We start from the raw sequence: 22,230 nt of genomic DNA, 5'->3' as shown, positions 1-22,230 counted from the left end.
AAATGCATGTTTGTTGTGACGGTTACGATTATTAAATGAAACTCATGGCTGACAGTGATAGGTTATGGTTATATAATAGTCGCGAAATATCGCGAGGATTGCTATGTCTATTATCAAACATTTTTTGGCGGACCCAAAATTATTACTGAATGCGGTTGGAGAGGGGATCTATGGTTTTGACCTTTCTGGTAACGCTGTCTTTGTAAACCCGGCTGCGGAGCGTATGACTGGGTGGCAAAGTGATGAGCTTTTGGGGAAAAAAATACATCAGTACCATCATCACAGTCATGCAGATGGGAGTGATTATCCTGCTGATGAATGTAACATCTACAAAACCATGTTTGATGGTAAAACACGTCAGGTAACCAATGAGGTATTCTGGCGTAAAGATGGGAGCTGTTTTCCTGTAGAATATACCTCAACACCAATTTTCAAAGATCAGCAAATTATTGGAGCGGTCGCGATATTTCGCGATGTATCACAGCAGCACAAAACTGAAAATGCCCTAAGAGAGGCGCTGAATAAAGTTCAAGTGCTTACTGAGCAGCTTAAAGATGAAAATGCCTACTTGCTAGAAACATTAAATGAAAATTGGCAAGACTCGGGTTTGGTGGGTAGTAGTGCAATATTTCAGGCCATGTTGGCGCAGCTTGAACTGGTTAGTCAGACTGACAGTACGGTATTGGTTTTAGGGGAGAATGGCACGGGTAAAGAGCTTGTTGCCAGAAATCTGCACCGCCTTAGTGAGCGCTCAGCACAACCTTTCGTTAAAGTAAATTGCGCTGCTTTTTCACCAACCTTGATTGAATCTGAGTTGTTTGGACATGAAAAGGGGGCATTTACTGGAGCGAATGAGAGGCGTAAAGGACGGTTTGAACTGGCGGATAAAGGAACTATATTTTTAGATGAAATTGGAGAGTTACCGCTAGAGGCACAAAGCAAGTTATTACGCGTCTTACAAGAGCGAGAGTTTGAACGTGTAGGGGGAAGTAAGTCAATTCAAGTAGATATACGCATAGTCGCGGCGACCAACAGGGATTTATGGAAAATGGTCGAGGTGGGGGAGTTTAGAATGGATTTATATTACCGTTTAAACGTTTTTCCTATTCGAGTACCTGCACTACGAGAGCGTATAGAAGATATTCCTGTATTGGCCAACAACCTCATCGTGCAGCTCAACAAAAAGCTGGGTAAGCAACTACGCGGGATCTCCAAAAAGGCTATTCATGCGCTGCAGCGTTATGATTGGCCAGGTAATATTCGAGAACTCCAAAACGTGCTGGAGCGCGAGGCGATATTATCTAAAGGTCGTTTACTTGATTTATCTCAAGCGCTTAACGCTACTGAACACCATAAACCTGAAGACGGTGAGCTGACTTTGGCGCAAGCAGAAGCCGAGCATATATTAAGAGTGCTAGAAATAAGTAACTGGAAGATTGCTGGCAAAAACGGTGCGGCTGATAAGCTAGGGTTACCCGAAAGTACTCTGAGGTCGAAAATGAAAAAACTAAAAATCACCAAACTTTCGTGATATATCGCGTCTATTCGTGATATTTCACGACATTGAAAATTTAATAAAAGTAAAACCATTAAAAATCAGGTGTTTATAAACTTTCAGATTGGTCTGAAAGTTGCAGTACCAAGCTTGTGTATTACCAATGTAGCAAATAACATGAAGTTTGATATCAAAGAAGAAGACATGATCATTAAGCCCTATAAACAAGAAGGGCCTATTTACGTCAGAGAGCAAAAAGGGTTCTTCCAAAAAATAAGGAGAAATCTTGGTTGGTTTTTAATGTTAACTTTCGTTCTTATTCCTTGGATCCCTTACAACGGACAGCAAGCCATTCTACTTGATTTTGGTACGCAGCAATTTAGGATCTTTGGTGCTACCTTTCTCCCACAAGACTTTATGATTCTTGCTTGGATTTTTATGGCGGGTGCTTTTGCCTTATTCTTTGTCACAACTTGGTTGGGTCGAGTTTGGTGTGGCTATACTTGTCCACAAACGATTTGGATGTTGATGTTTACTTGGGTTGAGCACCGAGTGGAGGGGACTCGAAATCAAAGAATAAAGTTGGACAAATCAGACTGGAATAGCAAAAAAATCGCTAAGAAAACGGCAAAACACGCTATTTGGTTGATAATTTCCGTGTTTACCGCCACGTCATTTATGGCATATTTTATTCCCGCGAAATCGCTGTATCTCGATATGTTTACGCTTGAGTGGACTGGCCTGACTTGTTTCTGGGTATTTCTATTTGCACTATGCACTTATGGAAATGCGGGCTTTCTACGAGAAAAAATGTGTACCGTTGCATGCCCATACTCTCGTTTCCAATCGGTTATGTTTGACAAAGATACGCTAGTCGTTACCTATGATAGTGAGCGTGGCGAAAACAGAGGTCGCCGTAAACGCAAAGACGATCCAAAGCAACTGGGGCTCGGCGACTGTGTAGACTGTAATTTATGTGTTGAAGTTTGCCCAGCTGGTATTGATATTCGTAATGGTCTGCAATATGAATGTATTAACTGTGGTTTATGTATCGATGCGTGTAACGAAACGATGAATAAATTTGGTTATCAGCCAGATTTGATTAAATACCAGAGTGAACATGAACAAGCGGGTAAAAAGTCAAATCCGTTTAGGCTAAAAATTGTAGGTTATGGTGCGATTACCGCTTTGATAATAGTTACTATGGTGATTTGGGCATTCAACCGTACGCCCATAGAAGCCTCTGTCATTCGCGACCGAAATGCGCTTTATCGTGTTAACTATGAGGGCTTAGTCGAGAACCCATACACCTTAAGTGTAATAAATAAAACGCAACATGATTTGACTTACACTGTAAGTTTGAAGGGACTGCCAAATGCGCAGCTGACCGCCCCAATTACTACGCATATCGCCGGTGGCGACATGGCATTGATCCCAGTAACAGTTACAGCCGATGGTTATGAACTTAAAGGTAAGCGAACTCCAATCCAATTCACTATAGAATCGCAACAAGATGCCAATATTAGCATCACGAAGGACAGCTACTTCTATAAAAACTAATTTACACTCCCCCCGACTCAAGGCGCTTGCATTATGAAGCGCCTTTTTTGTGTGCGTATACGCACAATCTGCCGCTAAATATATGGCTTTCTCTCTGAACTTTTAGCGTATAAGCTTATCTTTATTGAGAATGAGTTTTATTAGCTGAATGTTATGTTTAAAAATACATCACAAAACTATGGTTTGTTAGCCATCATCTTTCACTGGCTCAGTGCACTGGTAGTATTTGGTATGTTCGGTCTTGGATTGTACATGGTTGAACTCAGTTATTACGATCCTTTTTATCGTGACGGCTTACACATTCACAAAAGCATCGGGATACTGCTGGCAGCTTTGATAGTTCTTAGGCTGATTTGGAAGGTTGCCAACCCTAACGTGAAGCCCGAAAGCGAAGCAACTCCCATGGATAAATTGCAAAACATAATAGCGCATGTCGTTCACGTCGTTTTGTATCTTGGCTTGTTTGGGCTGTTTGTCACAGGTTACTTAATCTCTACCTCGGATGGCAGAGCAATAGAGGTATTTAACTGGTTTTCTGTTCCGGGTATTGGAGAGCTATTTGAAGAACAAAGCGATATTGCAGGCACTGTGCATTTTTACATTGCATGGGGACTCATTGGATTAGTAGCGCTACACATCGTGGGAGCGCTAAAACACCACTTTATTAATAGAGATCGTACCTTAGTTCGAATGCTTAAGGTACCAAACACTACAAAAGTTGAGGATTAAAACATGAAAAAGACAATGATTGCACTGAGCATGGCTGCTATGACTTTATCAGCTGCTGTGAGTGCTGCGGATTATGTAATTGATACTAAAGGTGCACATGCTTTCGTAAACTTCAAAATTAAGCATTTAGGTTATAGCTGGTTGCATGGTCGGTTTAATAGCTTTGAAGGGGATTTTAGTTATGATGCAAAGCATCCCAATGCATCGAAAATCAATGTAGTAATCGATACCGCATCTATTGACTCGAATCATGCTGAACGTGACAAACATTTGCGTGGCAAAGATTTTCTTAACGTAAAAGCAAACCCTAAGGCGACTTTTAAGAGTAACTCCATTACTTTTAGCGATGATACAAATGCGAAAGTAAAAGGAAGCTTCACGCTTAATGGAGTAACAAAGCATATCGAATTTGATGTTCAAAAAGTGGGTGAAGGTAAAGATCCGTGGGGAGGGTACCGAGTTGGCTTTGAAGGTGAAACCCAGTTAAAACTTACTGATTATGGCATTGACTACGATCTAGGCCCGGCGTCAACACACGTTACCATTGGTTTGCATTTAGAAGGTATTCGTAAATAATCGCTAAGCACCATGTGTTGTTATACACATGGTGCTATTTCCCTACTTTAAGTTGGGTGTACTTTTTCAAACGTAAGATACGTTTTAAAAAGTCAGTGTTTAAAGATGCTAGCCAGCTGTGGCTGAAACTGTTCTGGTAACCAACGAGACATTGCCATTCTAAACTGCTCGCTTTTGTGTGCTTGTTTTAATGCTTCGCTAATTACAGCTATTTGTTCCTTGCCAATCGCATTGTTATTACAGCCCGCATATCCAGCAGTTATCTGTGAGGCGATACTCAATCTGGCTTGTGTCAATTCATCTTGCGTATCTACATGTAATTTGTGGTAGTGGTGCTCGCTTGGGTATCCGAGTATCACATCGACTCTTTTTTTGAGTAGCATAAAAGTTAAACTCTCTAGCGTATCTCTACCAGGCCTGACAAGTACTTGCTTAGTCGGTAAACTCGCCAATAATGCATCAATTTCATTACCAAAGGAACGGTTTGCTGCAACGCCAATGGTTAGCCCGTGTTCAGTTACCAGTTTTTCTAAATCTATTGCACTGTTTGTAATGCCAAGCGACTGTGCGACATCTTTCCTTAGTGCTGCAGAGGTTGACAATCCGATGGTGGAGTACTCATCACTAAAAGCGATATGTTTTTTTCGTTCGGCCGTTTTGTACAATGAGATCATACAGTATTGGTTGTTGAAATTAGAAAGCTCATATATAGCCCTAGATGCAGGGAACACTTTATAATTGAAGGTATAGTCGGGCATCTGTTGTTGAATGAGTTTTATCAACAGCTCGTCTCGTCCTTGCCCTTCCAAGTTGTCAGAGAGGATATAATAAGGAGCAAAATCTATAACAATCCAGGTTATTTGCTTTGCAAATACAACACTAGATTGAAGGACAATGAAGAGAAATAAGATGATTTTGATCAAATTGGATCACTCTTGCTGAACTTACAATAAGCTTAGCATTGTTTGTGATATTAATAATTAAATTAATGTTTATTTAATTTGTATTTAATGTTTACAGGGATTGGCAGTGTGCTAGCTTTAAGAGAGGTTTTAGTTTTGGGTAAATGCCTGCTAATCAGTACCCTGTGTAGCGATTGATGGTAAGTTTAGGAGTAGCGTGTTAATCCAAATATAAGTAGATAAGGCCATGTGGCAGGGAAAGTCATATAAGCCAATAACGATAAATTATTAATAAGGAAAACCAATGGCTATATTAATTGTTACCGATATTTTCGGTCATACTGATCATATTGACCACTTTGCTAAATCGCTTGGAAGTGACGTGCAGGTGCTTTCCCCATTTATAGAAGAACCAAACACAGTCTCGGAGCCAGATTGTTACGAACTGTTTTTGGTGCAATGCGGCCATCGTGTATATGCTGACAAAGTATCAGCTGCGATTGCTGAACTTCAGCCAAAACTTATTATTGGGTTTAGTGCAGGCGGAGCTGCCGCATGGGTAGCATTATCCGAGCAAGATGCTTCTGGTTCTGTAGAGCAGCTTATTGCCTTTTATCCTAGCCAAATACGTCATCATTTAAATATTAAGCCTAGCTGTGATGTATCTATCTTTTTTGCTCAAGTTGAATCTCATTTTGATGTAGAGCCTGTTATTGAACTCTTAAAAGATAAAAAAGGGCTGAATTGTATCCGCACACGATATTTACACGGTTTTATGAATAAGCTTTCGAGTAACTTTGATGAGTATGCATATTCTCATTATCAATACTTTTGCCAGCAAGAAGCACGTAACTATGTCGAAGTTGAGCAACGAGAGGCAGAGTTTTTATAACCTACATACGCAAAAGCAGCTTGAGCGAACTACACTAAGCACTAACTTATTATATTCTAAGGAGTGAAAGATGTATCCCGAGTTGCTTGATTATCAACATTTTTATAGTAATCCAATCGCTAAACCTCCGTGCAGAATGTTAAATGCGCAAATGTATGGCTTTTTTGTCAAAGGAAAGAAATCAACAATCCAAAGCTATGTTGATAATACACTTAATTCGGTTTCTAGTAGTGAATTTGTATTCAAGGCTTTAACAGATTGGTGCTTATTGACCTTTACGGATATTGAAAATATCGCGTCAAAAGTTCCGCCTTTCAGTAACTATGGATACATGCAAGAAACTGATGTCATCATCTGGTTGCCAATTCTGCAAATAAATCTCGAAACGCTAAAAGCAGAACATTTATATTGGTATCCAGCATTTATCTCAGTCAACAATATTAACGCGCTGATAAATGGTCGAGAAATATGGGGCTACAATAAATATTTATGTCGCTACGAAATGCCTGATAACTTTGGTGACCCACTGAACTTTTCCCTCTCTCTGGAAACCTTTAAGGAATTTGATCCCAACGTCAAAATGGCATGGCATGAATTGTTATCTGTAGAACCTGAGGATGACGGAGAGTCATGGTTAAAAGAAGTGTTAGAAGTGGGTGAAGAAATTGCTGAGCTTTTCAAAGATTCAGTGTCTGATTTAAATGTCGATAGCCAATTTCTTAAACAGTTCTTATCGGGTTTTACCCACCCGCAAATGGATCAAATATTATTTAAACAGTTTCCAGATGGTTATGCTGAAAAGTCTGTATATTCGGCGGTGGTGCATTCCCCTTCTGAGGTGAAGAAAATCCACAAAATTGGTTTTATTAAGGACGACTTAAGCCTGAACTTACAACGAATGGATGCGTTTCCACTTGATAAAATGTTTGGTATTCCATTAGGTAAAAGTGAGGTCAAACTACCTTATTTTGTGAAAATGGATTTCGATCAGGCAGGAGTGGAAGAAATTGTTTCCAGTGCTCAGAGTATGGTTAATCTCCATCGTTAGTGTATTTGTGGCATAAAAAGCACGATTTTTACTAAAGCGATATTTGCATGTTTAGTTGTCTTCCTATATGGCTTTAGGTGTTGCTCGTCAACACGTTAGAAAAGGAAGATTTATGAGTAAACAAAAAGTAGCAATACTTGGCGGCGGCGTTTCGGCAATGACCGCTGCGGTATACATGACAGAACAAGAAGGTTGGCAAGAACGCTATGATATTACCGTTTATCAGCAAGGCTGGCGTTTGGGTGGTAAAGGAGCGAGTGGCCGTAATGCTGAGTTCGGCGAACGTATTGAGGAGCACGGCTTACACGTTTGGTTTGGTGCTTATGTTAATTCTTTTAGGGCAATAGAAACGGTTTATAATAAGCTAGAACGCTCAAGTGATATCCCCATTCACACATGGCAACAAGCGCTAAAACCGCATAGCTTGGTCGTGTTACAAGAATATATCGACCAGCAGTGGCAAACTTGGTCGGTAGACTTTCCTGAGATCCCAGGTAATCCGGCAAATGGCACACTCGATTTACATTTTTGGCAGATTTTAAAATTACTTGCGGCTTGGCTACACAAATGGGTTGATGATTTGGAGTGCGAGGTTGAAAAAACGCACAAATCCATACAGCTCAAAACAAAAAAAGAAAGAGATAAAACACTACTCGCTCATCTAGGCCAAGAAGTTAAGAGCTTTTTTGACAGTGTGGAAGAAAAAGCTAGCGCTTTATTTGATGACGCAGAAAACCATGTCCAAGAGGTAGTATCCACGCCAAAGCTGTTAATAACGCAACTCAGTAATTTTTTAACGGTACGTGAGGCCGATCACCGTTTAGAAAATAAGAAAGATCACTTACTTGTTTGGTATATGGTTCGAAAAATTAGGCGTTGGTTAAAGTCAGAAGTAAACGACTTGATTGATGACAACCCATTGATAAGGCGTCTGTACATATGTATAGATCTCGGGGCTGCGATGACCATTGGTATGCTACGTGACAAGGTTTATTCACGCGGTTTTGGTTATATTGATCGGTATGATTTTAAACAGTGGCTAAGGCGTAATGGTGCAAATGAATCTTTGTCCGTGGAATCAGCGCCGGTTCGCGGTTTTTATGATCTCGTTTTTGGCTATGAAGACGGGGATTTTAAAAAACCAAATGTCGAAGCTGGCGTTGCGGCTTTGGCAATGCTTAGGATTATGCTGTGTTATCGAGGCGGTGTGATGTGGAAAATGCAAGCGGGAATGGGAGATATTATTTTCTCCCCCATTTATGAGCTGCTCAAACATCGAGGCGTTAAGTTTGCCTTTTTTCATCAGGTTGAGTCATTACACTGTGCACAGGATGAAAACGGTCATCATGTTGATAGTATTCAATTAATTCAACAAGTCACGCTAAAAGCTGCAGAATGTTACGAGCCTTTGGAATTAGTAAAAGGCTTGCCGTGTTGGCCAAGCGCTCCACTGTGGCAGCAAATTGAGTCGCAGCAAGCTGCACTACTCAAGGAGCATAAGATTAATCTTGAGTCTTACTGGTCTAATTGGGAAACGGTTTACCAACAAGCATTTGGACAGACGTTACCGAGAAAAACACTAAATAAAGGAACTGATTTCGATTTGGTGATTTTTGGGATTTCAGTGGCAGGCCTTGAGCCATTATGTCAGCAACTATTGGCCAAAGATAATGACTTAAAGCTGCAAGCTGAAAAGGTTAAAACTGTTGCGACTCAAGCATTGCAGTTGTGGCTCACTAAAACTGACAGTGAACTGGGTTTTCACGATCCTTCTGGCAGTAATGAACCACCAATATTAAGCGCATTTTCCCAACCCTTTGATACTTGGGCTGCGATGTCTAATTTACTAGAGGTGGAGGATTGGCCAAATTCACAGCCCAAGAACATTGCCTATTTTTGTAGTGCTTTTACCTGCGCAGATTATCCACCTCCGAGCGATCATGAATTTCCTGAACGCATGAAAGCTCAGGTAAAAGAAAACGCTTTGCAAAAACTTAGATTGCAGATGCAACCACTGTGGCCAGAGGCGTATCATGGTGACGACTTCGATTGGAACGTATTGTTTGATGTTGATAATAATGAAGGTGAAGCGAGGTTCAACACACAGTATTGGAGAGTGAATGTCGACCCCAGTGAGCGTTATGTACTAAGCGTTGTCGATAGCAGTCAATTTCGACTATCTACTGACGGCAGCATATTCAATAACCTCTACATTACCGGAGATTGGATTAAAACCGGTGTTAATGCAGGTTGTGTTGAAGCCGCAGTGATGGCAGGCATGCAAACCAGTAGAGCCATCACCGGATACCCTCAACGTATTAGTGGAGAGTTGGGGTTTGAGCCATTTAACTGAAGCTTATTGATATTTAATGTTTTTTTGCAGCAGTTTGATTGGTATTTAGACAATGCAGGGTCCGTGTAGCATAGTTATTTTATGTGAGTTAGGTGATAAAGATTTTGCGCGCCTTCAAAGTCACTTTACCCCACATCTATGTGGGGCTACATAGAAGAAATACTAATCAAGCGCTGCCCTTTGGATTCACCTGAGTGCGCGATATTCATTGTTGCTCAATTTTTGCTTGGATTACTAGGTAGCAAGTCGAGCGTCCCGGACCAAAATACGCTCAGGAAAGCAAAAATCAAGCAGTAAAGGTCAAGAGGCCCTAACTTAGCCATCTTTATTTAGATAGGAAATAAACCCTTTCCCCTTAGGTTGTAATACATACCGAGCCGTGCAATCTAGAGGGCTTTATCCGAGTATTTGGATAATTTACCACAGTAATGAACAATAATTTGAACCTCAAAGAGGTAATCAGGTTCATTTGTTTGGGAGTCTTTTTAATTCAGCTATACTGATAGTGCAATTGCATGATATAGCTCAGGATTCAAACTATGCCACATCCAAATGTGCTGTTAAATACGATAACTTTAGCATTACTCTCTGTAGGCCCGATGGAAACATCAGCACAAGTAGAAGAAATCGAAGTCATTGAGGTGTACGCTCAAAAAAGAAAGCAGTCTATCAATGATGTCGCTATCGCTGTAAAGCCCATATCCGGACAGACTATTACTGATGCCGCACTGAAAGACACGACGGAACTAGGCAGCTTAGTTGCGAATGTTAAAATCAGTCAAAATGCGGCCGAAGGAACACCTCCTGCTATCAATATTCGAGGCGTTGGTTTAGTCGATTACAATACAGCAAATACCTCTCCTGTTGGCATGTATTTAGATGGTATATCAGTTGGAGCGGCGAATAACCAAGTTATCAATCTATTTGATATTGAACAAGTTGAAGTATTAAAGGGTCCACAGGGTACACTTTTTGGTAGAAATACTACTGGAGGGGCAATTTTAGTACGTACAGCACGCCCAACTGATGGTGACTTTGCTTCTGTCAGTGTTGGGGTTGGCTCAGATTCTCTAACAAGAGCTCGGACAACCTTTAATTATAGTCTAGATCAAAACAGCGCGGTGCGACTCGCTGCGAGCCACAATAACTATGAGTATACTACGTATAACCTCCAGCCAGATGTTCCCGAAGCATATATGGAACAAAATGATGTTCGATTAAGTTATTTAGGTGAGTTTGATGATTTCAGCGTGTTTGTCAAACTTGATTATGGCCATTGGAATGGGTTAGTTCAGCCAGTCGGGAATATCGGATTATTCTCTAACCCCTTAGATGGTTCGTTATGCTCTCCTGCGAAGGCGGGAACTAGCAACTGCGTTGATATACTTGGATTTAATATTGGCAGCGACGATTTCTGGGCAGTACGGGTGAACAATTACCAAAGACATCACAGCATAAATAAAGGTGTCACAACTGAGATAACTTATGCACTGGATGAGCGGTCGCAGTTTATCTATCTTGGAGCTTTCAATCGTTTAGATAGGGTACATGGATTTAACTGTGATGGAAGCCCATTTTCACTGTGTGAAGGGGAGTTGGGCCTTAAAAACGAAAAGCTGGTAAATGAGCTGAGATTTGAACAAAGCATGACAAATGGTTTTTTGACCGTTGGTTTATTCCACTTGGAGGAGCGTATTTATCAGGATAATTTTAATGATTTATTACGTGATCTAAGAGGTACCGAGAATGGCACAAGTGCAGCGACTTTTTTTTACGATAATGATATCAAAGTAAAATCACAAGCATTGTTTGGCCAATATGAGTATGAAGTCAGCGAGGATACTGATGTCCTTGTTGGCATAAGATACAGCGATGAAGAGGTAAGTTATGACTCTTTCTCCTACTTAAATGTACCGTTTGCAGATAACCTCACAGGTATTTTAGTTCCTGCCTACGATATTGAGGGAGAAGAATCCGATAGCAATTTGTCTGGAAAATTATCGGTTATCTATAAAATAGAACCGGATAACAGTATCTATTACAGTTTGTCTAATGGTGTTAAGAGCGGTGGTTATAACGGCGGTTTTTTGATCTCAAAAGCAGCAGCAACGCAAGCAAGTTATGGCCCTGAAGAATTAGTTGCTCATGAAGTTGGCGCTAAGCTGTTGTTTAAAGATTTAAGACTTCGTACAAATTGGGCTGCTTTTTACTATGATTATAAAGACCAGCAGGTATTTATGAATCAAGCATCTGAGGTACCTGGTGCGCCGCCTTATCAGCTACTAGAAAATGTGGGTAAGTCAAAAATTTACGGTGCTGAAGTAGAAAATACTTGGTATCTATCGGAGCAAACTCATCTAGGATTAGATGTTGGGTATATACCGGAAGCAAACTTTGAAGAATTTATTGACCCTGTGGGTGTTGTGTTGACGGATAACCGGCTACCGTTTACATCAAAGTGGAATATCTCTGGACGTATAGATTATAAATTTAATTGGGATGAAGTGAGTATAAAAAGTAGAGTTGGGTTTGATTATCAAAGCGAATATTACTTCGACCAAAATGAATCTTCTTACGCTAAGCAGCCAGGCTATATACTTTGGAATGCCAATCTACAAATGGAATATGGAGACTGGCAGTTAGGCATATGGGGTAAGAATCTTTTAGATAAGGAATACAGCCATCTCAAATTTGACCTTAGTAGCTTTTTGGGGATGTTGGAAGACTTTAAAGGTGAAGGTAGAAGGGTAGGAATGGATGTAACATACCGTTTTTGAGCGTGTTTAAGAACTATATTGAGATAAGTCACCTGACTTGGGGATAGAAAATTTGCATATACAATATCGGACCACAGGTAGCTTTGCTAAGGTAACTGGCTAGAATGCGTTTGCTACTGATCATCTTCGGCATAATTCTGTTTTCTGGTTTTGTTCATGCAGAGCAGGCTGTGTTGAAGTTAACACAGCCTTGGCAATATCAAAATCTGCACCATATTGGTAAATCCTACGAGGCTAATTCCAATACAAGATTTCCTCAGAGTTGGAATGAACTGAGAGCGTGGGAATCAATAAGAGAGCCAATAGAAAAGAGAGCACTGTTCTCTGGTCGTTATTTCTTGGTAACCAAAATCAGGAACGAAACGCCGTTAAATGAGTTTGTGCTTTACCCCTACAATACGGTGCTAAGCAAAGTCGAGTCGAGGATATATACGCCTCAAACAGTACAGCGGGTTTTCTCTGGAGGTAAAGTAGAAAATGAATTTGCGTTTCATTATGGCAATCAAGTTACGCTAGAGCCTAACCAAGACTATTATATCGTTACGCTTTTCGAGAGTGACTTTTTTTACACGCCCGTAAAATTGACTATTGAGCCACTTAGGGATTTTCGACAAAAAGTAGTTTATGAAAATCTCATCATGACACTTTGCTTTGGTGTTGGTATTGTTTTAGGGTTGTATAACTTATTGATTTACATAGGCTCTAAGGATGTAACCCACCTTTACTATGCACTATTTACCTGCGTTTGGGTATTCGCTTGGAGTCACTTCTTTCATTTTCCTGATGAGTTATTTGGATTTTACTCAGCAAATCTTCATTGGTTAGGTTTTGCATTGGCACCATTGACCAATGCATTATTTTATATTCATTTATTAAAACTCAAAGATGTTCATCCTAACTATGTGTCGATCTCTATCTGGCTCGGCGTAATAGCAGCGCTCGGAATGCCTTTTTGTATATTATTTCCTGGCTTTGGTTTTATCTGGGCAACTTTAGTCACAGGCTTGGCCTTGTGCTTTGGACTGTTTGTTGGAGTAAAACGCTGGATTGAAGGGTTCAAGCCCGCACGATATTTTGTGATGGCTTATGTTGCCATGGCTATCCCCAATATGGTTGGCAATCTAACTAACTTGAGTTTGCTACCGGAGTCCTCAAATAACCTATACCTTTATGGGCTGATAGGTACCGCTCTTGATGCATTGCTGTTGGCATTCGCGGTTGCAGATAAGTTTAGAATTACCAGTGAAGAGAATATAGAGTTAAATAAAAATCTAGAAGCAAAGGTGTTAAAACGTACCTATGAACTAGAGCAGGTAGCGTCGGAGCTCAGAGATGCTAGTGAGGCTAAAAGCCGGTTTTTAGCAAACATGAGCCATGAAATACGAACACCAATGACCTCGATTATTGGCTATGCTGATGGCATTATGCTTGGAGACATCAAACCTCATGAGCGCAACCATGCTATTTCCGTCATTTTGCAAAACTCAAGGCATGTACTTGGGCTCATCAATGATATTCTTGATATGTCTAAAATTGAGGCCAATAAACTAGAGGTTGAATTGGTGGAGTCAAACCTATTTCAAGCGATTGCACATGTTGACTCCCTATTGGGTAAACAAATTCGGGACAAGGGGCTTGAATTTGCCCTAAATTATCACTTTCCCCTACCTGATTTCGTTGTGATCGACCCTACGCGGTTACGACAAATATTACTCAACCTCACATCTAACGCAATGAAATTCACTACGGTTGGTAAAATATCAATAGATGTAGCGTGTAAAAACGAGCAGCTTATGATCACTGTTCGTGATACTGGGATTGGTATGACCGTGGACGAGCAAAGGGAATTATTTAGTGCGTTCTACCAAGCCGACTCTTCGACCTCTCGGAAGTATGGTGGTACGGGGCTTGGATTAAATATTTCGAAAAGCCTTGCGAAAAAATTGGATGGAGACATTAGTGTCGAAAGCGAGGTCGGCTCAGGAACTGCATTTACGCTTACACTTAGCTTGTACACGACAGAAAAAACCAAGTGGGTACAAAGCCTTGCCCAAATTGGAGACGTGAGAGAGGTAGGGACGATGCCTGAGGAATTAAGCCAAGAGCTAAAAGGTGAAGTTCTGCTTGCAGAAGATAACACTGATAACAGTAAGCTTATTAGGCGTATTCTTGAACGTATGGGATTGTCTGTGACTGCAGTTGAAAATGGTCAGATGGCGGTCCAAGCCGTGCTTGATAGTGAGTTTGACTTGATATTAATGGACATCCAAATGCCTGTAATGGATGGTGAACAGGCATTTAGCTTTATCCAAGCAACAGGATGTAGCACACCTGTGATTGCGTTAACCGCTAACACTATGCAGCATGAAATTGAGCGTTATCTGAAACTCGGGTTTAGTGATCATTTAGCAAAGCCAATAGATAGAGTTGTATTTAGCCAAAAAATTGCTTATTACCTAGATATTCAAGTTGATGAAGATGTAGATCTACCTGAAGCGGAGTTTTATCAGTTAAAACAGCAGTATATTTCTGGGTTGCATGAGCAGATAGTTCAGATAAAGAATCAAGCGAAATACCAAGATTACGAAGCGTTGGCAAAGACTATTCATGCAATTAAAGGTACGGCTGCAATGTTTGATTGCATTGATATTCATAAAATAGCAAACGAACTGGATGTTAAATTGAAGAATAAGCAGCTTGAGCGTATCGACGAGAGAATAATGGAGTTACTCAATGCCATGTCTGTCGCGATTGAGTCAGAAAAGCAGGAAACAAAACAAGCTTAGCTTTTTATGTCTTATCAATATTTATCCGTGAAGATATGGTAGTGGTCGTTAAAGGCTTTAAAAAATGCTTTATCTTAATGGCTGAAGACTATAAATATGAGTTTTACTTAAGTAAGGAAAATCCTGCCGCTGCTTATAGTTAGCATATAGATTGGAAAATATGGTCGTTTTGGAGAGTTTATCTAAGTTCGCAATAAATAGTCGTCCACTGTTACTGTCTCCCGGTATTGCACTGTTTTTACAGCATTGCTGAAATAAGGAAATAAGCGTTCTGATTGTGTTCTTATTGCCTATATCCTGTAGTGCAATTTCTGCTTCTATAAAGAAGGCAACCCCACTCCAATAGACTCTTTGTTGTGCCTTTAATGACCACATCTGTTCGCTCACTGCTTTAAGTGATCCTTTATTTAGTCGCGTATTTTTTACGCCTCGGCTGAGCCCTGAGATTAACCTCGTACGAAACTCGTCAACACTAAAAATATCATTTTCTAGCATAATGACATTTTGTAAATAGGTAGCAAGCCCCTCTGCAAGCCAAAAATCTGAGTGGTCAAGCAAAGGGTGATAAAGGTGAGCAATTTCATGGTACAAGGTCCAGTCTTTAATCAGCACTCGGCTTGAGGTAAATCGTTTGACTTGAAGTAAAATGGCATCGGGCTTACCTCGTTGAACCGAGCCCCATGGCACAGGTTCAGATGCGAATAATCTCGGTTCAATGATAAATGGAAGCGTTTGCTGTTGTAGTACTCCTAAGGAACGCTCTGTTGCTTTGACACCGTGTTTTAGCCAAGTTTCCACATATTGTTTATCACTGCTACTTATCCAGCTCTTATATTCGATTTCAATTTCGGTTGCCTTTGCGAATGCAATTAAGCAGAACCACAGTACTAGCATTAGTAATTTCATTATTCTCTCGATATGGGTTACTTCGTAAATAGACCTGAGAACGCATTATTTCATTCCTGATGTTGAGGTTACCTCAACTGAATTCGTTGGGTGATTGTGTAAAACTGGATAAAACAACGTTGCACTTAGTTTATTGTTATTGAGTCTACTCACATTAGCAAACCCACTATTAGGTACTTGGGAATTGGTTGAGAGAAAATATGTCCTAAGGATGGCATTGTATCAGCGCAAGCGCCTAGCTTGACATCGATAAAGTAGGAATAAACAAAGGCATCTATTTTTATTCATTGCTAATAAGCATAAATGAGCAATAAGGCTGACATCATTGGATTGTTTGTATATGTCAGAAGTTTATCGTAATCACATCAACGCAACTGATCCTACGAGCGTCCGAATTTACTACGATTACGTCCACTTTCGGACGTTAATTTATTATTTTAAGTCCTAGAATGAAAAATTAAAATAAAAACATAGAGTTAAGTTTTGGCATGTAGGTTGCTTCGTCATGTATACCACCAATTAACCATAAAGATAAATATGGGTGTTAATAAGTCCAAAACTGCAAAACATACGCGAATTTTCAAACGTGAAATCTCGTTTAAGATTATATCGGCACAACTGAGCTGCTTGGTTATCTAAGTTGATGGATACGTCTTACTACTTCTCAATCAGTCATACCAGAAGCTGTGTCATTAACTCAGAAATATCGCTATGCACTGTTGTTTTAGCGCTTAACTCCATCATTTTAGCAAGGTTAACCTCGAATTATAAAAATAACAAGGGAGTCCATATCAGTGCCAGATTATTATAGATATTTGATTTTTGCCTCTACAGTAATTGGAACCTCAATTTCATCAGTGCAAGCTAGTGCAACACCTGTGGTGAAAGTCGAAGAGGCGCGAAAGTGGCAGCGAGGAATTCAAAAGCCGCTGTATTGTCATGCCGATGTTCCTTTCCGTCAGCAAGTTTCAAGTCATGTATCTGCTGAGTTAACTTGGTTGTTACCGGCTGGTAGCCGAGTGAAAGAAGGGGAAGTATTAGCGAAACAAAATGACTTCTATCTAAAGCGTCAGCTTGCTCAATTGGATGCGAATGCTAAAGCTGCGCGTGCAAACTATGTTTATTCCTTTAATGAGTACGACCGCCTGAGCAAATTAGATGAAGGAGGAGTTGTATCGAGCTCGGAATTGCAGCAACACAAAAGAGACTATCAAACAGCAGCAGAACAAAATGAAATTTATGCTGAGCAATATCGTTTAGTTGAACATCAATTAAATAACTTAACGCATCGAGCGCCCGCTGACGGTGTTGTGCTATCGCTATTTGGTGAGCCGGGAGAGTGGGTTGGCGAAGGAGAGAGTATCTTAGTTTTTTTGCCAGCTCAGCAGCAGGAAGTGACTTGTCGAGTTGCATTAGACTTATATCAGGAGTTCAATCAATTTGAAGGTGCGAAACTGTCATTGGCTGACGGCACTGAGTTGTTTTTAGACCGTGATGCCGGCCTTGTGAGTAGCCAAGATCAAACTATCAATTTACATTTGAAATTCAAACACAATCCTCCCGAAAAATTTCTTATTGGTCAACGATATGTCGTTGACGTGTCGATGGCTGCCAGTAATTTAACCAAGGTGCCATATGATGCCTTGACTATAAATAAAAATGAATATTACGTTTGGCGTGTAGATCAAGAGAACAAAGTGAATAGAGTTATTGTAAAAATTGTGGACACTGACAAAAACCACTCGGTGATCCAAGGAGAAATCCAAGCCGGCGACAAAGTAGTAGTCAAAGGAAAAATAGCACTGAAAGATGATGCACAAGTTACCATTAATAGTCAGGGTAAACTATGAAATTAGTTGAAAAATATGGCTCTATTATCATCGCCTTTTCATTTTTACTGGTATTGCTGGGGGTTTTAGCTGGTGCAAAACTGCCCAATGCGTTATTACCTAAAATCGATAGAGCCCAAATTGCCGTGGTGACATCTTGGCCGGGGAAAACTGCAGCTGAGATTGAGCAGAGCTTAGTTTCACCGCTTGAACGACAGCTTGCAGGTGTGAGCCAATTAAAAAATTTACAAACTAATATTTCAAATGGCCAAGCGTGGACCACCTTGAACTTTCATTATCAAGCCGATATGGAACAAACTTATATGGAGGTTTTGGCGCGGATCAATCAGGTTCCGGATTGGCCTCCTCAAGTTGCAAAGCCCAGCGTAATTGACTATAGCAATGGTGCGGGCTCAACTTTGGCTTCCTTGTTTTTGTATTCAGATACAAAGAAGTCACAAGAAGACTTTATGCATGCCTATCGCGCTTATGTCGAGCCTGCCATGACAGATATTCCGGGTATCACCAACATCAATATGGATAATAACCGACTGGCTCAACGGGTAGACATTGAATTTGAACCACGGAAGTTAACTCAGTTTTCATTGAGCATAGAGCAAGTGACTCGTAAACTACAGGGCCTAATCGACCGCTCAGGAGACAGTCTATTATTGGGGTCGAAAGAGTATGATTTGCACTTTAAAGGCCAGATGGCATTGACCGAGTTACGCAATTTACCAATTGCGGTTACTGGAGTTCGAGTTGTACGTTTAGGGGAAGTGGCAAGTGTGCATAAACGGTTTGTGTACGACTGGTCATACTCAGCTTTTAAGGGTAATCAAGCGATATACTTTTACCTACAACCAGATAAAGATATTAATGTATTAGAAACTATTGAATTGATCAAAGCAACCTTAACCGAGCTAAATGAAGGGCCACTGTCATCACTCGACCTCAAGGTTGTGATGAGTCGTGACAACTCGCAGCCAATAAAACAGGCACTGCTACTGGTTTATGGTAATTTACTATTGGGTGTTCTGCTCGCTTGTGGTTTTTTGTATTATTTTATACGCAATTTACGCATCGTTTTTTTGATCTTTGTGAGTATCCCTGTGTGTTTGTCTTTAGTGCTATTAGGGATGCAATTGGGCGGACGAAGCCTGAATTTAATCTCCCTAGCCGGCATGGCGTTGTCCGTCGGACTATTACTTGATGCTTCAATAATCATTGTTGAAAATATTCAACGCTTAAGAAGCACAGGACTATCGCTTTTAGAAAGTTGTCGCCAAGGTGTATTGCAGGTACAAGCAGCTTTAATTTCTTCTACGTTGTCCAGTATTGTAATTTTTGTCCCTATCGTATTAATGCACTCGGAAGTCAGCCAGCTATTTGGCGACCTTGCATTTACTATCTCCAGTGCCTTAGTGGCCTCAATTTTAGTTGCATTGTTCCTATTACCAGCATTATCACGACAGCTATTACCAGGCCAGAAAGTCGTTAAAAGTAAGGCGTTATCTGATAAATGGACTCTGTTTGTCACAGCACCATCTCGTTCAAAGCTTCAAGGGACGGTTTGGTTGGTCTTAGCAATCCCCGGAGCCTTGCTGCTCAGTTGGTTGATCAAGCCAGAGTTAGATTTGTTGCCCAATCCAAAGGAAAACATAATGATGGTCTACACCGCATTTGATGAACCTCTTTCTGTTGGTGCCGCAAAAACACAGGTAGGTAATGTGATTGAACAGCGTATTGCGGCTCAAAAACAGCTTGGTAGCCATCCGGCCTTTGATATTCACGGCTCTTTTTGTAACTCAACGTATTGTTTAGTGTATTTTTATCCTGAGGGCAGTTGGGATTTTCCTGTATTCAAACAGTGGGTCGACACCCAGATAGTACAAGATTTACCAGATGCAAGAACCTACGTTTATCAAGGAACTCTACTTCGATTAGCGTTACCTGATGCGCGCACAAGTCAGCTCGATTTAAAAGGACTGAGCTTGCCTAAATTACAACAAGCTGGACAAGATTTACTCGCCCATTTAATAGAATCCTTCCCGGGAGCGCGGATCACTGAAGTTATTCCGATGAGAGATACTGTGGCCAGAGTAGAATTTACGCCTAAAGCCGACACGCTTGCGTTTATGGGCATGTCTCAGGCTGAGTTAAATCAGATTTTAGTGACGTTAACCGACGGTGCTTACCTCGGCCAGTTTTATGCTGACAGTGATACTCTGCCTTTCTACTTAAAAGGTGAAACCCCTGAGCATCTTGAACAATTATTGCAAACAGAAGTGATGATCCCAAATCACGGACTGCACCCACTGCGCTCTTTAGTCGATACTCAACTAAGTTTGGCACCAAGTGCTATATATCGCACTGATCGCGAAGTAAGTATGTCGATTAATTTAGTGCCAGCTAATGGTCAGCCAGTTGGTCCATTTATTACGCAGGTAAAGGCTGAAGTCGCGGCGTATTTAGCGCAACAACCAGAGCAAAACTTGTTTATAAATTATCGGGGTAGTGCAGATCAATTGAGTGGATTCTTAACGGAATTTTTCCAGATGTTCTTGGTTTCCTTGTTGATTTTATTTCTATTGATACGAATGGCACTCAATTCTTGGATTTTAGCTTTAGCTGTCATGTTGTCAATGCCGTTGGCAATACTGGGTGGCATGTTTTTCTTAAAAACAGTTAATTATTTTGCACCGCAAAATTTAGATATTGTCACCATGATTGGCTTTATTATTTTAATGGGACTGGTGATAAATAATGCCATTTTGCTTGCGAGTCAATATCGCTCGGCGATAGTTTCCGGGCTAAATCAACAGCAGGCCATTATTCAGTCTACTAAGTATCGTATGCGTGCTATTTATATGAGTACCGGAACCAGTGTTTTTGGTATGTTGCCGTTGATGCTCAGTCCCGGAGATGGTTCAGAGATATATCGTGGTTTAGCCGCTGTGATTGTTGGCGGTATGTCGTTCAGTGCGTTGTTCAGTTTGGGTTTTATGTCAGCTTTACTATCACTGCCAATGTTTGATAAGCAATCACAAGTGAAGGATGAGCCTGAGACTGACAGTGTGCCCCTGTTAGAGAGTGAATAGGAATAAGGTTTCTGCTATGACGTTATTCTTAGTGGAAGCCATGATTGCTAGCAGCATCAGGTCACTGGCACGGCTTGACATAACTGGGGCGTGAATTTTGTCACACGTACTTTTCAGAGCTTAGTGGAACGATTGGCGTTGGCAACGGGCTCACTCAATTAAAGGAATATATTGGCTTTATGATCGCAAGATTTTTACTGTGTTTTAGTTTGTGTGTGATCGGTGATAATAGGTTACAAGCGAAAGCCGTTGAAGTTGACGTTGCGCAACAGTTACAACCTGCGCAGGCTAAACAAATTGTCGAAGAGTTTGCTCACACTATCGAACAAAATTACGTGTTTACCGACACCGCAAAAACCATTGCAGCGCAATTACGTGCGTTGACTTTTAATGATATGCAATTTCGACATGGTTTATCAGAGCAGATCACTGATTTAGTGAGCGAGTATGATAAACACCTCGCGCTGGTTACTCGAGTTGACAACAATGGCAAGCATAGTAGCGATGCTAGAGAGCCCTGGTTCACTGAGCTAAAGCGCAAGAACTCAGGTATACGCCAAGTAGAAGTGCTAGCAGGAAATATTGGTTATTTAGAAATGTGGGGCTTTGATTCTGTATCTTCTCAAGCTAAAGACGCAATTGCGGCGTCGATGAGATTACTACAAAGAACCGATGCCCTTATTCTTGATTTTAGTCAAAACGGTGGAGGAGATGGCTACATGATCTCCCACTTTGCAAGCTACTTTTTAGCGAAACCGACTTTATTACACTCCTACCAATTTCGAAATGGAAGTCATTACCCCTTTTACAGTGAACAGCCTTTGGGGGCAAGTGAACTGCGCGAGATACCTTTGTACATCTTAATTGGCCCTGAGACGTTCTCAGCCGGAGAAGCGTTTGCGTATGCGATGAAGCATCTTGGGCGAGCAACAGTGATTGGTGAGTCGTCAAAAGGGGGAGCAAACCCTATCAGACAAATAAAATTATCTCATGATTTTATTGCATTTGTGGCAATCGCTAGCACTGTTAGCCCGATAACCCAAAAAAACTGGGAGGGCAAGGGAGTAACACCAGACATAAATACTCAGGGTGAATTTGCAAAATCGCAGGCCTATCTAATGGCATTACAGCAGTTAGCAGGGCAGAGCTCTAACCCTTTTCTAATCAAAGAAAGAGCTGAGGCAATTAGCGAGTTGACTAGCCAACTCGCCGTTTTAGGTGCTAAAGCTGATAGCAAAAATTAGCTTGGCTGCGTAATTCTCTCTCATAGATCTCA

Annotated in this window: 14 protein-coding genes; 12 read left to right on the top strand and 2 right to left on the bottom strand. The window is 40.8% G+C overall.

Annotated features, from left to right (window positions below; genetic code table 11):
* Positions 1 to 103: 103 nt before the first annotated feature.
* The 4 genes from DRB05_RS18850 (at position 104) to DRB05_RS18835 (ending at position 4,360) form a co-directional block, all read left to right on the top strand.
* Positions 104 to 1,531 (top strand): sigma 54-interacting transcriptional regulator, encoded by a 1,428-nt coding sequence (locus tag DRB05_RS18850; RefSeq protein WP_128728288.1) that lies wholly within the window; start codon positions 104 to 106, stop codon positions 1,529 to 1,531.
* 141 nt (positions 1,532 to 1,672) lie between these two features.
* A complete protein-coding gene (ccoG, locus tag DRB05_RS18845; protein WP_128728287.1) occupies positions 1,673 to 3,055 on the top strand; it encodes a cytochrome c oxidase accessory protein CcoG in 1,383 nt (460 codons plus the stop codon).
* Between the two features lie 153 nt (positions 3,056 to 3,208).
* On the top strand, positions 3,209 to 3,784 hold the full coding sequence (locus DRB05_RS18840) for a cytochrome b (protein WP_128728286.1): 576 nt from the start codon (positions 3,209 to 3,211) through the stop codon (positions 3,782 to 3,784).
* A 3-nt stretch (positions 3,785 to 3,787) separates the two neighbouring features.
* On the top strand, positions 3,788 to 4,360 hold the full coding sequence (locus DRB05_RS18835; RefSeq protein ID WP_128728285.1) for a YceI family protein: 573 nt from the start codon (positions 3,788 to 3,790) through the stop codon (positions 4,358 to 4,360).
* Between the two features lie 92 nt (positions 4,361 to 4,452).
* Here the strand turns inward: DRB05_RS18835 and DRB05_RS18830 are convergent, their stop codons facing one another.
* The gene (locus DRB05_RS18830; protein WP_128728284.1) at positions 4,453 to 5,283 is read right to left on the bottom strand and encodes a transporter substrate-binding domain-containing protein; all 831 of its coding nucleotides are present in this window, start codon (positions 5,281 to 5,283) and stop codon (positions 4,453 to 4,455) included.
* Positions 5,284 to 5,566: 283 nt separating this feature from the next.
* On the opposite strand from DRB05_RS18830, the gene DRB05_RS18825 reads away from it, so the two are divergent.
* The 5 genes from DRB05_RS18825 to DRB05_RS18805 all read left to right on the top strand — a co-directional run bounded on the left by DRB05_RS18825 (position 5,567) and on the right by DRB05_RS18805 (position 15,118).
* Entirely contained in the window at positions 5,567 to 6,154 is a 588-nt protein-coding gene (locus DRB05_RS18825; protein ID WP_128728283.1) for a hypothetical protein, read from the top strand.
* Between the two features lie 70 nt (positions 6,155 to 6,224).
* Positions 6,225 to 7,202 (top strand): acetoacetate decarboxylase, encoded by a 978-nt coding sequence (locus tag DRB05_RS18820; protein ID WP_128728282.1) that lies wholly within the window; start codon positions 6,225 to 6,227, stop codon positions 7,200 to 7,202.
* 112 nt (positions 7,203 to 7,314) lie between these two features.
* Entirely contained in the window at positions 7,315 to 9,555 is a 2,241-nt protein-coding gene (locus DRB05_RS18815) for an NAD(P)-binding protein (RefSeq protein WP_128728281.1), read from the top strand.
* Between the two features lie 539 nt (positions 9,556 to 10,094).
* A complete protein-coding gene (locus DRB05_RS18810; protein ID WP_128728280.1) occupies positions 10,095 to 12,332 on the top strand; it encodes a TonB-dependent receptor in 2,238 nt (745 codons plus the stop codon).
* 104 nt (positions 12,333 to 12,436) lie between these two features.
* Entirely contained in the window at positions 12,437 to 15,118 is a 2,682-nt protein-coding gene (locus DRB05_RS18805) for an ATP-binding protein (RefSeq protein WP_128728279.1), read from the top strand.
* Positions 15,119 to 15,187: 69 nt separating this feature from the next.
* On the opposite strand, the gene DRB05_RS18800 is transcribed toward DRB05_RS18805, so the two are convergent.
* Entirely contained in the window at positions 15,188 to 16,024 is an 837-nt protein-coding gene (locus DRB05_RS18800; protein WP_128728278.1) for a hypothetical protein, read from the bottom strand.
* Positions 16,025 to 16,818: 794 nt separating this feature from the next.
* Here DRB05_RS18800 and DRB05_RS18795 point away from each other — a divergent pair.
* From DRB05_RS18795 to DRB05_RS18785, 3 genes are all read left to right on the top strand, one after another.
* Positions 16,819 to 17,874: an efflux RND transporter periplasmic adaptor subunit gene (locus tag DRB05_RS18795; RefSeq protein ID WP_161568702.1), complete on the top strand. Its 1,056-nt coding sequence runs from the start codon at positions 16,819 to 16,821 to the stop codon at positions 17,872 to 17,874.
* On the top strand, positions 17,871 to 20,954 hold the full coding sequence (locus tag DRB05_RS18790; RefSeq protein WP_128728276.1) for an efflux RND transporter permease subunit: 3,084 nt from the start codon (positions 17,871 to 17,873) through the stop codon (positions 20,952 to 20,954). Before DRB05_RS18795 ends, DRB05_RS18790 begins: the two co-directional genes overlap by 4 nt.
* 179 nt (positions 20,955 to 21,133) lie before the next feature.
* The gene (locus tag DRB05_RS18785) at positions 21,134 to 22,198 is read left to right on the top strand and encodes a S41 family peptidase (RefSeq protein ID WP_128728275.1); all 1,065 of its coding nucleotides are present in this window, start codon (positions 21,134 to 21,136) and stop codon (positions 22,196 to 22,198) included.
* Positions 22,199 to 22,230 lie beyond the last annotated feature (32 nt).

This window comes from Pseudoalteromonas sp. A757, from assembly GCF_004103285.1.
Taxonomy (GTDB): domain Bacteria; phylum Pseudomonadota; class Gammaproteobacteria; order Enterobacterales; family Alteromonadaceae; genus Pseudoalteromonas; species Pseudoalteromonas galatheae.
The sequence above is the reverse complement of the archived record's forward strand: the minus strand, read 5'-3'. Positions and strand labels throughout refer to the sequence as shown.

Coding starts and splice junctions, on each gene's coding strand:
- DRB05_RS18805 (WP_128728279.1), top strand. CDS start 12,437: ATGCGTTTGCTACTGATCATCTTCGGCATAATTCTGTTTTCTGGTTTT.
- DRB05_RS18820 (WP_128728282.1), top strand. CDS start 6,225: ATGTATCCCGAGTTGCTTGATTATCAACATTTTTATAGTAATCCAATC.
- DRB05_RS18815 (WP_128728281.1), top strand. CDS start 7,315: ATGAGTAAACAAAAAGTAGCAATACTTGGCGGCGGCGTTTCGGCAATG.
- DRB05_RS18800 (WP_128728278.1), bottom strand. CDS start 16,024: ATGAAATTACTAATGCTAGTACTGTGGTTCTGCTTAATTGCATTCGCA.
- DRB05_RS18790 (WP_128728276.1), top strand. CDS start 17,871: ATGAAATTAGTTGAAAAATATGGCTCTATTATCATCGCCTTTTCATTT.
- ccoG (WP_128728287.1), top strand. CDS start 1,673: ATGAAGTTTGATATCAAAGAAGAAGACATGATCATTAAGCCCTATAAA.
- DRB05_RS18810 (WP_128728280.1), top strand. CDS start 10,095: ATGCCACATCCAAATGTGCTGTTAAATACGATAACTTTAGCATTACTC.
- DRB05_RS18835 (WP_128728285.1), top strand. CDS start 3,788: ATGAAAAAGACAATGATTGCACTGAGCATGGCTGCTATGACTTTATCA.
- DRB05_RS18825 (WP_128728283.1), top strand. CDS start 5,567: ATGGCTATATTAATTGTTACCGATATTTTCGGTCATACTGATCATATT.
- DRB05_RS18850 (WP_128728288.1), top strand. CDS start 104: ATGTCTATTATCAAACATTTTTTGGCGGACCCAAAATTATTACTGAAT.
- DRB05_RS18840 (WP_128728286.1), top strand. CDS start 3,209: ATGTTTAAAAATACATCACAAAACTATGGTTTGTTAGCCATCATCTTT.
- DRB05_RS18785 (WP_128728275.1), top strand. CDS start 21,134: ATGATCGCAAGATTTTTACTGTGTTTTAGTTTGTGTGTGATCGGTGAT.